Genomic DNA, 14053 nt, shown 5'->3' with positions numbered 1-14053 from the left:
AGAACAACTCTATTCTTGAATAAACACCATACAATGTTGCCAAGGAAGATTATCGATATTCTTTTGCAGCCTAAAGCCAGATGCCTCAAATTCTTTCACAGCTTGTGCTTCATTCATTTTATGAAGTCGCTTAATGGGGACACTATCATCTTCAGCCCTATACTCTATCAAATAAATTCTCCCATTGGGTTTTAGGGCTGATTTGATCGACTCCAACATTTCAATAGGGAAACTAAATTCATGATAAACATCCACCATCAGTACTATATCAATAGCGCTTTCCGGTAATTTCACACTCTTTTCGGTTCCCTTTACCAATTCAATATTTTCAATTCCTTCTGCGGATTTCTTTTTACGAATAGATTGAAGCATTTCTTCTTGAATATCTACTGCATACACTAATCCACCCTGAACTTTAGGAGCCATTTTGAAAACATGATACCCAGACCCTGCTCCAATATCAGCAATTACATCATCTGATTGTATATCCATATTCGTCAGTAGTGTGGATGTGTTTTCTTCTATCTCCCTTTCAGGTCTTTCCAACCAATTAATTCCCTGATACCCCATTACATGTGCTATTTCTCGGCCCATATACCATTTACCCGTTCCATATCGGTCACCTGATTTATAATAATATTCTGATTTTTGGGCAGAACAGTTTGACGCTAAAAAAACGAAAATAAAACTTAGGGATATGGAAGATAAATAATTCATTGAGATCTTTTTAAAGTAACATAATTATTAAACTCAATGTAGCGCTTATTGTTAGTTTTGAAAGTTTAAATCATTAGAGGAAGTAATTCTTCTAAATTAATCCAAGACCTTCTTTATTTCATTAGCCTTTTTCATTAATTCACTTAATGCTTTCGAATTACCTGAGTTTAATTCTTGTTCAAAAGCCTTTAATTGTAAGATGTATTCTTTTAAGGCATTACTAAGGTGAATTTTATTTTGAGTAAATATAGGTGTCCACATTTCAGGAGAACTTTTGGCTAAACGGACGGTGCTAGCAAAGCCACTACCGGCCAAATTGAGAATGTTCTTTTCATCTTTTTCGATATTTAAAACCGTTAAGCCTAGCATAAAGGAGCTTATATGAGATAAATGAGATACATAAGCCAAATGCTTATCATGGTTTTCTGCATCCATGAAAATGTTGTTGATTCCAACTGTTTCAAATAACCAAGTAGCGCATTTCTTTGCAAGATCATTGCATAATTCAAACTCACAAATAATATTTTTCTTTCCCTCAAATAATTTAGGAAATGCTGCTTCCGGCCCTGAATATTCTGTTCCAGCAATCGGATGTGCAGCAACAAATTGGGCTCTTTTAGGATGTTGATAGACACTTTCACAAATACTGCCTTTGGTTGATCCAGTATCAATTACTACGGTTTCATTAGAAATAGTTGATAATAGATCGGATAGTACAATCTGAATGGCACTAACCGGAATGGCTAAAATGATGACATCTGATTTTAGCATTTCTTTATCATTAGTTAATTTGATTTCATCAATGATATTCATTTCAAGTGCCTTTGAAGCATGGGCTGGATTTTGATCCACTCCATAAATCCTAATGTTAGGAAATTTATTCTTTACGGCTAAAGCAAAACTCCCTCCAATTAACCCTAATCCAATAACAGTAAGACTATTAACAATTTTATTCATGATTGATAGTTTTGAAGACGATCTAAAGCAGTTTTAAACTGATTTTCATTGGCGCATAAAGATATTCTAATATAGCCCTGTCCTTGCGTTCCAAATATAAATCCAGGACTGAGAAAAACTTTATATCCATATAGCAACTGATCCACTAGTTCTTCAGAAGAAGTATGTCCTGCTGGTAATTTTGCCCAAAGAAATAATCCTTGTTGATTATTACTAAAGGAGCATCCTAGTTTTAAAAGAATTTGTTCAGCTAATTTTCTTCTCTTGTGGTATATTTTGTTTAAACTTTCAAACCAATCATTACCCAAATTCAAAGCCTCAGTTGCAGCCAATTGCATTGGTTTAAACATTCCGCTATCCATATTGCTTTTCACCTTTAGAATAGCATCAACAAATTCTTGTTTACCTGCACACCATCCAATTCTCCAGCCCGCCATATTGTGGGATTTGCTTAATGAGTTAAGTTCAATAGCGACTTCAGAGGCCCCATCAATAGATAAAATACTTTGATAATCTGTATTCAAAATCATAGAATAAGGATTATCATTTACTATTAAAAACTCATGCTGCTTTGCTAATACTACTAGTTTCTGAAGTACTGCAATAGAGTACTGAACACCTGTCGGCATATGAGGTGAATTTAGCCAAAATAATTTCACCTGATCTAATTCCATTTTTTCAATCGCTTCGATATCAATCTGCCAATTATTTTCTTCTTTTAAATCATAATACCCAATCTTTGCTTGGGCTAAATTTGAAACAGCTGCATAGGTTGGATATCCCGGATTAGGAACCAAAACCTTTTCACCAGGATTCACAAATGCTTGAGTTATGTGCATGATACCTTCCTTGGAGCCAACCAAAGGTAAAATCTCTCTATCTGAATTGAGTTCGACATGGAAATATCGAGTGTAATAATCTGCTATTGCCTTTCTCAGTTCAGCTGTTCCTCTATAGGATTGATAAGCATGAACATCATCTTGAGCTGCCGAATCATTTAGTGCTTGTATTACCGATGCATGTGGAGCTAAATCTGGGCTCCCTATTCCAAGATTTATGATTGGAAAGTCATGACTATCCAAACTCCGCACTTCTTGAAGCTTTTTACTAAAATAATATTCTTCTACAGATTTAATTCGGTCAGCAATATTAATCATATTAATTTTTTTAAGAACAAAAAAGCCTGAACATCATGCTCAGGCTTTAATAATAATGATTTATCTATAATGTTTAGATATCTATTTTAGCATATTTAGCATTCTTTTCTATAAAATCTCTTCTTGGTGGAACTTCATCTCCCATCAACATGCTAAATAAATGATCTGCTTCGGCTGCTGATTCCACTGAAACTTGTTTCATTTTTCTAGTATGCGGATCCATAGTAGTAGTCCATAATTGTTCTGGGTTCATTTCGCCCAAACCTTTGTATCGTTGCAAATGAACGGCACCTTCTGTACCGTCTGGTGAAATTTCTTTTACCACTTCTACTCTTTCATCTTCAGTAAATACGTAGCGCTCTGTTTTACCTCTTTTAATTAAATAAAGTGGTGGCTGAGCAATGTATACATATCCCATATCAATCAACTCACGCATGTAGCGGAAAAACAAAGTCAAAATAAGCGTACGAATGTGTGATCCATCCACATCGGCATCGGTCATGATCACAATCTTATGGTACCTTAATTTTTCTAGATTTAGAGCTTTCTCATCATCTTCTGTACCAAAACGAACTCCTAATGCAGTTAGAATATTCTTAATCTCATCATTGTCGTAGATCTTATGTTCTTGTGCTTTCTCTACATTCAAAATTTTACCTTTCAAAGGTAGAATAGCTTGGAAATTTCGATCACGTCCTTGCTTTGCAGAACCACCTGCTGAATCTCCCTCAACAAGATACAATTCGCAAATAGATGGGTCTTTTTCAGAGCAATCAGCCAATTTACCAGGTAATCCAGAGCCAGACATCACGTTCTTTCTCTGCACCATCTCTCGAGCCTTCTTAGCTGCATTTCTAGCTTGGGCTGCTAAGATCACTTTCTGTACAATAGTTTTTGCTGCTTTAGGATTTTCCTCCAAAAAGTATTGTAATGTTTCAGACACACAGCTTTCCACTGCACCCATTACATCTGAATTCCCTAATTTAGTCTTAGTCTGTCCTTCAAACTGCGGTTCAGCCACTTTTACAGAAATAATAGCAGTTAATCCTTCACGGAAATCATCTCCTGTTATTTCTATTTTTTGTTTTTCTAAAAGTCCTGATTTATCAGCATAACTCTTAAGTGTTCTGGTTAAAGCTCTTCTGAAACCAGAAACATGTGTACCTCCCTCGATAGTATTAATATTATTCACGTATGAAACTACATTTTCACTATAGGAAGTATTGTAATTTAATGCAACTTGAACAGGAACACCATTCTTTTCCCCTTCCATATAAATAGGCTGAGGAATCAATTTTTCACGACTTACATCAAGATATTCAACGAACTCTAATAAACCTCCTTCTGAAAAGAAATTTTCTTCTTTAGAATCTCCGTTTTCATCTTTATCTCTATGATCTTGTAATTTTATTTTAATTCCAGCATTTAAATAAGCCAGTTCTCTTAATCGAGAGGCAACAGTTTCATATTTAAATTCTGTTTCCATGAAAATGGAAGCATCTGGCTTAAACTGGATTTTTGTTCCGGTAACATCTGTTTCCCCTACTGGCTTTACAGGCTCTTTTGGAAATCCTTCAGAATATTCCTGCTCGTAAATTTTACCATCACGGCTATATACAGTAGCCTTTAACATAGTAGATAAGGCATTCACACACGAAACCCCTACACCATGCAACCCACCTGAAACTTTATAAGAATCTTTATCGAACTTACCACCTGCATGCAAAACAGTCATAACCACTTCCAATGCTGAGCGTCCTTCCTTTTCGTGAATATCTACAGGGATACCACGACCATCATCCATTACCGTAACGGAATTATCTTCGTTAATTTCTACCGTAATGGTGGTACAATGTCCTGCCATGGCTTCATCAATGGAGTTATCCACCACTTCCCATATCATGTGATGAAGTCCTTTTACCCCAACATCACCAATGTACATGGCTGGTCTTTTCCTAACTGCTTCTAAGCCTTCTAAAACGGTAATATTACCCGCTGAATAATCTTTGTTCTTATTATCTTTTTCTGTACTCATAGTGTTTTTACCAAAAGGTCAAAAATAGGTTATTTTAATGGATTTTGATAGCTTTCTTATGTGTTTTTTACTCTTCTAAGCATTATCTACATCTAAAAGAATCTAAAAATAAATTTGTCACTACTATTTAAATACTATATATTTAGTTTTAAATAGATTGATTTATGAAAAACACAGTATTTCTTTTAGTATTTTTTATGGTTGTATGCCAGATTTCTAAAGCTCAAAAATCATTTAAATTCTACAAAAAACAAGATTCTATTGACTACAATCATTATAGAATGATTATGACAAAAGGCTACCAATATACCGTAATAGATGGAATTCTGAGAAAAGAATTAGTAGATACTACATACCAAGATAGTGAAAACTTTATAGGATATGATTCTGCCAGCAAGCTATTGCGTGAAATTCCCAAATTTGAATATTATATCCGCAAACAAAATGAGCAATATACTAAAGGGGATCAGCTCAAAAAGACCAATCGATACGATACTATAACTCATTTATCTTTTGAGGGTCGAGATTTAAAAAAGCTTCCTGTGCTCAAACTTCTACAATGCAAAAACCTGAAGGAAATTGAATTAGTTAATACCTCAGTAAAAAAAATCCCTTGGTTATTAAACTGGTCAATTTTTGGATTAGACAGCTTACAAACTGTCAGAATCTATAATCATACTCCCAATAAGCAAATAAAATTCAAAAAGAACACGAACGTTACTGAACTAGTTTACAGAGATAGTCCCTACTCTCCTATTCCCAAAGATTTCCACAAACTTGAAAATGTGAAAGAGATAGATTTTGCAAGAAATGACTTCCGTAAAGATGCTAAATTCCATCTTGACAAGCTTAAAAATCTTAAGCACCTTAACTTATCACGTAATAATATTGACTTAAAAAACTTAGCTGAGGATACAGTAAACAACTTGAAATATATAGTACTGTCCTTCAATAATTTAACAGCTATACCAAAAGAAATTGGTTTTTTGAAAGATCTGGTGGATTTACAATTTGCAGAAAATGATATTAAAAGCGATTTGATTCATCCAGCTTTGGGTAGTCTTAAAAATTTGAAAGTTCTTTCGTTTTACAAAAATGATTTAGACAGCTTACCTCCGTTTATCTTTGATTTAAAAAACTTAGCGGAGTTAGACTTATACTATAATAGGATAGAAAAAATTCCAAACGAATTAGGACATCTGAAGAACTTGGAGAAATTTTATGTGGCACATAATCAATTGTTCAGCATACCAGAAAGCATTGGAGAATTGAAATCCTTAAAGGAATTTTATATCCATCACAATAGGATTTCATATTTACCAGAAAGCATCGGAAACTTAAAGAAGATTACTGATTTTCATATTCACAATAATTACTTTCAAGGCTTCCCTGAATTTGTCTTAAATTTTGATAAGCTGGAAGATTTAGACATCTCTTTTAACGAAATACATAAATTCCCTCCTGAACTACTTAACCTTAATCACCTAAAATATTTATGGATGAGGGGAATTACTTTTGAAGCTTCAGGAAAAGACGAAGCCAAAGAATTAAAAGAGACATTAGAAACTTTGCAGAAAAATGGAGTAAAAATTAGTATTGAATTGGATCAGAAAATAACTCAGAAGTCTGAAGAAACAGAACTCCAATTAGTTGATTAAAATAGCTATATAATCAACTTAGCGCCATATTTCTCTTATTACCAATGAATAGGTTCTGTACTTTTCGACACTAGAAAATCATTACATCTGCTAAATGGTTTAGATCCAAAAAAACCACGATGTGCAGCAAACGGAGAAGGATGAGGCGATTCAATCACAAAATGTTTATTCCTGTCAATTACGGCACCTTTTTTCTGCGCATATGCACCCCATAAAATAAAAACTAAATCTTCCTTTTCATCAGAAAGCTTCTGAATAGCTGCATCTGTAAACTCCTCCCAGCCCTTCTTTTGATGAGAGCCGGGGGATTTAGCCGCAACCGTTAAGGTAGCATTTAATAATAGTACCCCCTGCTTAGCCCAGCCAGTCAGGTCCCCATTTGGGGGCATAGATTTTCCCAAATCGGTTTTTCTTTCTTTAAATATATTCACCAAGGAAGGAGGCATTGGAACTCCTGGATGGACAGAAAAACATAAGCCATTAGCTTGCCCTGCGCCATGATAAGGATCTTGACCCAATATGACTACTTTTACTTCATCAAAAGGACAAGCATCAAAAGCCTTAAATATTTCTTTTGCAGGAGGATAGATTGTTTTATTTAGAAATTCAGACTTAACAAAACTTGCTAATTCATGAAAATAATTCTTCTCAAATTCACTTCCGAGTTTATCTTTCCAGCTTTTTTCGATTTTTACTTCCATTGATTCCAATTTTTCCAAAATTATAAAAAGTTATAAAAACCAAATAGTTTTCCATTGAATGTAATAAATCAATAAACTATTCATGCGCTAGAAACGTTGATTTGTTTATATTTACATTATGGTTCAGTCAATCACAAAAGGTATACACGTTAGCATCGAAACAGAATTTCAACCGGAGTACAGCAGCCCGGTTCAATTTCACTATGTATTTACATATAAGGTAGTGATTGAAAATAAAGGTGATCAGACTGTGCAACTGCTCCGTAGACAATGGTTCATTCATGATGCAGGCTTTGAAATTAAAGAAGTAGAAGGCGAAGGTGTAATTGGCCAGCAGCCAATCTTGGAACCAGGACAAAAACACACTTACGTTTCTGGATGTAATTTAAAATCACCATACGGAAAAATGCATGGCTACTATTTTATGGAAAGAATGCTTGACGGACAATTAATTGAAGTAAGAATTCCAGAGTTCAACATGATTGTTCCTTATAAACTGAACTAAATTGAATTTCTTTTTAGCACAAGAATACTTCAAATATTTCCATTTAAAGACTGATGAGCATTCGCTCCACTCCCCTTTCTTCTATCATTTTTATCTTAAATTGATCAAAAGTAGTAGCATTTCAAATGATTGCAAAAGCATTGAAGAAAACAGGGCTGCGCTACTAAAAGATGAAACCGAATTTGTAATAAAAGATTTAGGAGCAGGCTCAAAGGTGAATCAATCTAAATCAAGAACAGTAAAATCTATTGCTCGACACAGTTTATCTAACCCGAAATTTTCACAGTTTTTATATAGGATAATACAGCATTTCAATTTTGAAAGTATCATAGAATTAGGCACTAGCCTAGGCATCAATACTGCTTATATGGCACAAGCAAATCCAGATGCTTCTGTTTTCACTTTTGAAGCAGATCCAAATGCCTTAAAAATAGCAAGGGAGGTAAATAAAGAACATAAAAACATAAATTTTCATGAAGGCGATATTGCCAACTCACTTCCCAATATGCTCCAAAAATCTAATCCAACAATTGATTTGGTCTATGCTGATGCGAATCATACATATCAAGCTAGTGTTGACTATTTTAATATAATTCTACCCCATCTCACTTCAGGATCTATTTATATTATGGATGATATTCATTGGTCGGCTGGAATGAAAAAAGCCTGGGAAGAATTAAAAGAGCGAAAGGAAGTCACTTCTAGTATTGATTTATTTGATGCAGGATTGCTGTTTTTCAATTCTGATTTTAAGAAGCAGCATCATGTATTAGATTTCTGATTTTTTGGTTTCATTTTAATAAAAAGCTCACTCCCCTCTCTTTCAGGAATAGAATTATAAGCTGTTTCCATTTTTTCTATCATAAAAAAATCAGAAAACAACTGCTGATACTCTTCTATATTTCCTCCAAAAGGTGGCCGATCTTCATTTAAAGGAATATTGAACAATAACCCAATCAAAATACCATCAGGCTTCAGAAGGTCTTTCATCTTTTCAGCATATTTTCTTCTTAATTCTGGATGCAATGCACAAAAGAAAGTTTGCTCAATAATGAAATTATATTCCCCTTTTGCCTCAAAGAAGTCAATATTTAAAAGCTGAGTCTCAGGGAAGTCAGGATGCTCGTCTTTAAACTTCTGCAATGGAATCGAAGAAAAATCTAATAGATATACATTTCGAAAACCACTTTTCCATAAATAGGCTGCTTCATAGGCATTTCCACATCCTGGAATCAAAATTTTAGCACCCTTATCCTTAAACTGATCCATAAAATGAGTAATGGCTGGTGACGGATATCCTATATCCCAACCGAGCTGATTATTATTATATCGTGTTGTCCAATAAGATTCATTTAACTCCATGCGGTAAAATATAATATTTGTTTAAATTTGCAGTTTGCGTTTAACGAAGAAAATATATTATTTGAAATATAGTATATTTAATTTCATCAGTAAACTTATTAAAAAGTTCGACCTATCATGTCAGAAGAATCAAAAAATTCGAATTTAAGTGAATTAGAAAGCGAGAAGAAGAATTCAAATAGGAATATCATCATCATCTCTTTCATAGTGATAATTGTGGCCGTTGTTGGCATTAAGTTTTATTTAGATTCTGAGAAAGAAAATGAGCAATTGCAACAAAACTTGGAGCAGACCTATAGCGAATTAGATAGTATTAGTAGTCAGTTAGATTTGAAAATAGCAGAAATTGAGTCATTGGGTGGAGATATTACCGAACTTCAGCTTATAAGGAAAAATTTAGAATCGGAAAAAGAAGAATTAAAGAAGTCTAATAATTGGGCAGCAAACCAAATTCAGCAATATAAAGATAAAGTGAGTGGATATGAAGAATTACTTGTTCTTCAAGATGAGAAAATAAAGAAATTAGAAGAAATAAATAAAGAGCTTTTATCTGAAAATACTGATCTAAAAACAGAGAAAAATGTTTTAAATGATAGTATTTCTAAGCTAAGGAATAACCGACAAGAGTTAGAAAGCAAAGTAGAAATAGCTTCAAGGCTGAAAGCTGAAAATATTAAAATTATCGCAGTTAATTCAAGAGGGCGTGAAAGGGACGATAAAGAATATAAACCGCGCCATATTGAAAAACTAAAAATTCAATTCAATTTAGCTGAAAATAGTGTTGCCCAACCAGAAGGAAAAGACATTATTTTAAGGGTAATCAATCCAATAGGCAATGCATTATTTGATGTAGCAACAGGATCAGGCTCATTTATGATCGATGGAAAAGAAATGTTCTATACTGCTAAGCAAGAAATACTCTTCGATAATACGCAACAAGAACTTTCCTTCATTTACGATAGAGGCGAAGAATATGAAGAAGGTGTTTATCAACTAGAGCTTTATGCAGATGATTATTTGATAGGTAAAGAAAAATTTGAAGTTAAATAGCTCCTACTAAAATAAGAATTTTCATGAGTTTGAGAAGCATAGCCTATGCATTTTTCTGCATAATTTTATTCCCACTAACCGTATTTTCACAGCAGCAAAATTTCTTAGTTACAGAAGTGATGTCTGGTTCTATTGTTCCAAATTACATGAATGGGCCAAATTTTGGTCCAAGAGTGGGGATGGCTATTACCTATTACAAGCAATCAACAGAAGACAATACAACCAATCAATTCTATAATTACCCTCTTTTAGGTATTCAAGCTGGTTTTCACAGATTAGGCAATCCGTTTGTTTATGGAAATGAAATAAACCTTATGCCAGTTTTAGGTTTAAAAATGAAAAGAGGAATGTTTCAGTGGGGAATTGGCACCTCCTATTTTACTAAAACACATAGGCAAAATGAGCGCAACCAATCGATTGGAAGTCATTTTAATTGGGCATTTCAATGGATGTATTACCGGACTTTCAGTTTTAATGACACTAAAGATATTCGCTTGGGATTCGGCTATCACCACTCTTCAAATGGACATACACAATTGCCAAACTATGGACTTAATTCGGCTGTAGTTTCCTTAGCGGTCACTCCCAAAACTTCGTCCCATAGGTACTCTAATTCAAAACAAAAATTACCAAAAAGCCGGAAATTATTCCTTTTAGCTCGAAGCGGTATCGGCTTTCATGAATTAGGCAGCTCAACTTCACCTGTTGGAGGGCAAAAGAAATCAGTGTTTAGTAACAGTGTAGGTGTTGGATTAACCTTTAGGGATCATTTTAGGTGGTATGCGGGATTTGGGACTCGCCATTATCAGCATTATGCTGATTCTATTGCAAACAGCCCAGAGCTGCGCGAATTAGACGTTCATCCAAACAATCATTTCTTTATGATGGGTATTGAATATCTGGTATATCATGTTGGGATTTCAATTGAAGGAGGTATTAATATTTCAAAACCCTTCTATTACCATTTTGCTAAGGATTATGAAACTACAGAAAGCTTAAAATATACCTTGAAAAAAATATTCCCAAGTAGAATGGGATTAAAGCTATACCTAATCAATACAGCAAAAAAGCCGAAACATAACGTATATATTTCGGCTCATATTAATGCAAATTTCGGCCAAGCGGACTTTTCTGAAGCTAGCTTGGGGTACGTTTTCAACTTCTAATTATTGTAGTCCTAATCTAATTAATTGCTCATCAAATAATTTTTGAGCTACATCTTCTTGTTCAATTACATATCGAACACCAATATATTTCTCAAGTGTTCCTTTGGCATCTAATACTGGAGAAATGGTTGCATCTACCCAATATACCGAGCCGTCTTTTGCTTTGTTTTTAATAATCCCTCTGAATATATTTCCTGATTGTATAGTGTCCCACAGCAATTTAAAGATTTCAGAAGGCATATCCGGGTGGCGGAATAAATTATGTCCTTTCCCTATCATTTCCTCCTTAGAATATTTAGCTACGTCTATTAATTTCTGATTTACATAAATTATGGTTCCCTTCAAGTCTGCCTCAGATACAATCGTACTTTCATTTAGAATATCTTCACGCGCCTTCATCTCCGATTGTAATTGCATCATCTCATTCATTTGGATTTCCATCTCATCAGATTGAGCACTTAATTCTTCCATATTTTGACGAAGCTCTTCGTCCTGTTGCTGTAATTGTTGGTTCTGCTCCTCTGTTTCCTTGTTCTTACGCTCCATTTCTTCCTGCGTAGCCTGCAATTCTTCCATATTTTGATGCAACTCCTCGGCTTGAGATCGCATTTGCTCCTCTTGTTCCTGAGAAAGTTCTAATAATCGTTTAGTATTCGCATTAATTTTGTTCATACTAAAAGATGTAGCTAAACTTTCTCCTAATTTTTTAAGGTAATCCACTTTATATTCAGGTAAAACCTGAAATGATGCGACTTCAAGTATACCTTCTATTTTTTCATTGGTCATCAATGGCATGATGACAATGTTTTTTGGCGGTGCGTCCCCTAGCCCACTTTTAATTCTTACAAAATCATCTGGGACTTCCGTTAAAAAGATCATGTCCTTTTCAAGATAGCATTGACCAATTAAGCCTTCCCCAACTTGTACTTTATCTTTAATAGATTTCCTTCTGCCAAATGCAAAAGCGGCCTTCATTTCCATGTAGGGCTCTTCATTCTCCTCATCTTTTTCTACTAAATAGATCGCTCCTTGATTGGCATCAACATACTTAACTATCTCACTAATAACCTCTTTGGACAATTCAGCCGGATTATCAAATTGACGCGTCAAATTATTTATTCTTCCTAGACCTTCAGTAACCCATGCACGATTTTTTTCTTCCTCTTGCGCTTTCTGAACTTCTTCTAAATTCTTTTTTAATACATTTTCTGATTCATGAAGTTCTTTAGTTTGCTTTTCATTATCAGCAATTAGCTTTTGACTCTTTAATTCTGAACGATAATTAAACAGAGCAAGTAAAAATACGATCGAGTAGGTCAAAAGTATAGCAACTACATAGTTGAGTTGAAACAAAATTCCTTCGGTAATAAAATCAAGATTTACCTGATCAACCCAAATAAAAGGCAAATAGTCAACAGCGAGAAAGATTACAAAATTAAAAACTGCAGAAAAAATCAAATACCCTTTTTCCCTGATATCAAAAACCAGAAAGGGAATAATTGAAAATGCTATCATAATCAAAAACATGACCAAGGGTAATTCCTCATTGTTATGCATTAGATTAGAAGTAAATAAGGCAGCAAGTAATAAAGGTGTAACTGCAGGAAGTATCCTCGCTAAATAAATGGCACCTACCCTATTAAAAACCCAAACCAAAATCATGGCTATAACGCCTAATAATGGAATTGATAATAATGTTGGGACATACAAAAACGAAATTACTGAAAAAGGAAGCGCAACAAATATTATAATAAATAATGCCGCCATGTTGCTTAATCTAATTTTGGACTTTACGTGTTCTGGGTGATTTTTACGAGCGCCAATTCTTTGTAAGCGAGAAAAAATATTCATAGAGAATTTTATGGTTTATATTAACAGTCATCACAGAAGTCAATCTTAAAAATAGATAAAATATCTTTCCAGCAAAAAGTCGGTGTAACAAATAGTTGAATTATACAGTAATTTGGGGGCTTTTGACTTCTCTGTTTATTGGATCTTCAAACATTATAATATTCAAAAAGCCGTAATAAGAAACTGATATGTTACCGAAACTATATTCAAACTCACTAAATAGCAATCGATTTCGGTATGTATAATCGCCCAACTCCTCAAGAAGTTCTCTATTCAACGCATTAGATTGGTGAATTGCTCTAAAGTCATATTCCAGACGTTGGAAATAATCGGATTGCGAGGGAACCAACAGAACCGATACAATCAGAATTGATAACAAAAGAAGGATTAATTTCCTTAGCATATAAAGAAAACACGCATTTTCATATATAGTTACAAAACTATCATCTTATTTAAATGCCTTTGCAATCACCCTCAAATTCCTCTTTGAAATCAAAAGTCAATTTATCATCATCTGAACGTAAAACCTCCAGTACGTAGATCCCGCTAGTATAAGTTTCATTACTAGAATTCAACCATAAAGTATCTGAATGAAAAGACTCATCTTCAGAAATGCCAGAAGCAACAAAATATGTCGTATTTAAAGTGTCAAAATTATACCAACAGGTGTATTGTTGTAATGGTAAAAAGCCCGTAGAGTCAGACTCACCACTTATATCGAAATAAAAAGAATCAAAGTCGATACCACTATCATTATAGACAGTAAAATTTACTTTATCATTTTGAGTATTTCCACATATAACTGGTATGCACAAATCTTGGCTTGTATCATCCAAATCCATGCAACTGAAAGCTAAAAACGAAACAAATAGAATAGATAAAAAGTACTTCATA

14 protein-coding genes are annotated in these 14053 nt (G+C 34.0%); 5 read left to right on the top strand and 9 right to left on the bottom strand.

Going from position 1 to position 14053, the window contains the following annotated elements; translation table 11 throughout:
- Positions 1-9 precede the first annotated feature (9 nt).
- The 4 genes from FTRAC_RS01485 to gyrB form a co-directional block, all read right to left on the bottom strand.
- Entirely contained in the window at positions 10-717 is a 708-nt protein-coding gene (locus FTRAC_RS01485; RefSeq protein ID WP_013452454.1) for a class I SAM-dependent methyltransferase, read from the bottom strand.
- A 96-nt stretch (positions 718-813) separates the two neighbouring features.
- Positions 814-1674 (bottom strand): prephenate dehydrogenase, encoded by an 861-nt coding sequence (locus FTRAC_RS01480; protein ID WP_013452453.1) that lies wholly within the window; start codon positions 1672-1674, stop codon positions 814-816.
- Positions 1671-2831, bottom strand: a complete 1161-nt coding sequence (locus FTRAC_RS01475) for a pyridoxal phosphate-dependent aminotransferase (protein ID WP_013452452.1) — start codon at positions 2829-2831, stop codon at positions 1671-1673. The genes FTRAC_RS01480 and FTRAC_RS01475 overlap by 4 nt, the downstream gene beginning before the upstream one ends.
- A 73-nt stretch (positions 2832-2904) precedes the next feature.
- A complete protein-coding gene (gyrB, locus tag FTRAC_RS01470; protein ID WP_013452451.1) occupies positions 2905-4866 on the bottom strand; it encodes a DNA topoisomerase (ATP-hydrolyzing) subunit B in 1962 nt (653 codons plus the stop codon).
- Positions 4867-5030: 164 nt separating this feature from the next.
- Between gyrB and FTRAC_RS01465 the strand changes: the two genes are divergently transcribed.
- Complete coding sequence (locus FTRAC_RS01465) at positions 5031-6524, top strand: leucine-rich repeat domain-containing protein (protein WP_013452450.1); 1494 nt, start codon at positions 5031-5033, stop codon at positions 6522-6524.
- A 38-nt stretch (positions 6525-6562) separates the two neighbouring features.
- Here the strand turns inward: FTRAC_RS01465 and ung are convergent, their stop codons facing one another.
- On the bottom strand, positions 6563-7225 hold the full coding sequence (gene ung / locus FTRAC_RS01460; protein ID WP_041649394.1) for a uracil-DNA glycosylase: 663 nt from the start codon (positions 7223-7225) through the stop codon (positions 6563-6565).
- A gap of 118 nt (positions 7226-7343) precedes the next feature.
- Between ung and apaG the strand changes: the two genes are divergently transcribed.
- Positions 7344-7730 carry a Co2+/Mg2+ efflux protein ApaG gene (apaG, locus tag FTRAC_RS01455; RefSeq protein ID WP_013452448.1) on the top strand — a complete coding sequence of 129 codons (387 nt, stop codon included), beginning with the start codon at positions 7344-7346 and terminating at the stop codon, positions 7728-7730.
- A gap of 1 nt (position 7731) precedes the next feature.
- Complete coding sequence (locus FTRAC_RS01450) at positions 7732-8511, top strand: O-methyltransferase (protein ID WP_013452447.1); 780 nt, start codon at positions 7732-7734, stop codon at positions 8509-8511.
- Here the strand turns inward: FTRAC_RS01450 and FTRAC_RS01445 are convergent.
- On the bottom strand, positions 8493-9092 hold the full coding sequence (locus FTRAC_RS01445) for a methyltransferase domain-containing protein (RefSeq protein WP_013452446.1): 600 nt from the start codon (positions 9090-9092) through the stop codon (positions 8493-8495). The two genes, FTRAC_RS01450 and FTRAC_RS01445, sit on opposite strands and share 19 nt — an antisense overlap.
- 117 nt (positions 9093-9209) lie before the next feature.
- Between FTRAC_RS01445 and FTRAC_RS01440 the strand changes: the two genes are divergently transcribed.
- Together FTRAC_RS01440 and FTRAC_RS01435 are read left to right on the top strand one after the other, a co-directional pair.
- The gene (locus FTRAC_RS01440) at positions 9210-10142 is read left to right on the top strand and encodes a coiled-coil domain-containing protein (protein ID WP_013452445.1); all 933 of its coding nucleotides are present in this window, start codon (positions 9210-9212) and stop codon (positions 10140-10142) included.
- Between the two features lie 23 nt (positions 10143-10165).
- Positions 10166-11308, top strand: coding sequence for an acyloxyacyl hydrolase (locus tag FTRAC_RS01435; protein ID WP_013452444.1), 1143 nt, complete (start codon positions 10166-10168; stop codon positions 11306-11308).
- On the opposite strand, the gene FTRAC_RS19055 is transcribed toward FTRAC_RS01435, so the two are convergent.
- From FTRAC_RS19055 to FTRAC_RS01420, 3 genes are all read right to left on the bottom strand, one after another.
- Positions 11309-13159, bottom strand: a complete 1851-nt coding sequence (locus FTRAC_RS19055) for a PAS domain-containing protein (RefSeq protein WP_013452443.1) — start codon at positions 13157-13159, stop codon at positions 11309-11311.
- Between the two features lie 100 nt (positions 13160-13259).
- The gene (locus FTRAC_RS01425) at positions 13260-13538 is read right to left on the bottom strand and encodes a hypothetical protein (RefSeq protein ID WP_148230025.1); all 279 of its coding nucleotides are present in this window, start codon (positions 13536-13538) and stop codon (positions 13260-13262) included.
- Positions 13539-13611: 73 nt separating this feature from the next.
- Complete coding sequence (locus FTRAC_RS01420) at positions 13612-14052, bottom strand: hypothetical protein (protein WP_013452441.1); 441 nt, start codon at positions 14050-14052, stop codon at positions 13612-13614.
- Position 14053: the final 1 nt, after the last annotated feature.

The organism is Marivirga tractuosa DSM 4126 (assembly GCF_000183425.1).
GTDB classification, from domain to species: domain Bacteria; phylum Bacteroidota; class Bacteroidia; order Cytophagales; family Cyclobacteriaceae; genus Marivirga; species Marivirga tractuosa.
Note: the sequence above shows the minus strand (reverse complement) of the source record. Positions and strands in the feature narration are given on the sequence as shown.